Source organism: Halomonas llamarensis (assembly GCF_023555005.1).
Taxonomy (GTDB): domain Bacteria; phylum Pseudomonadota; class Gammaproteobacteria; order Pseudomonadales; family Halomonadaceae; genus Vreelandella; species Vreelandella llamarensis.
In genome coordinates this window covers 1-250 of record NZ_JAMJPJ010000163.1, presented here as the reverse complement: position 1 = coordinate 250, position 250 = coordinate 1, and the positions used below count along the sequence as shown (strand labels likewise).

The 250-nt window shown below is 59.6% G+C and carries 1 pseudogene; it reads right to left on the bottom strand.

Annotated elements, in window-relative coordinates:
• A pseudogene (locus M8006_RS18045) lies at window positions 1-250 on the bottom strand (IS66 family transposase); the annotation flags it as partial.

The window sequence follows — 250 nt, the reverse complement described above, 5'->3', positions numbered from 1 at the left end:
TACGTCTTCGAAACATTGCCCACGCTCAACGACGACGAGCTCACCACGCTGCTGCCCTGGCACTGGAAGGACACATTACCCGGCTGAGCGACGCCTGCCCAGATGTGGTTAATGGCTCGCTTACTTTTGGGGAGCACTTGTGCCAGGGATTTGTCGAGCCAGGTGCGCAACTGAGCGATCAGGGGCTGACTTTTCTGCTCGCGCAGCGCGTGACGCGCGTCGGGATCGAGCGCTTTGGCCTGTTTTTCCA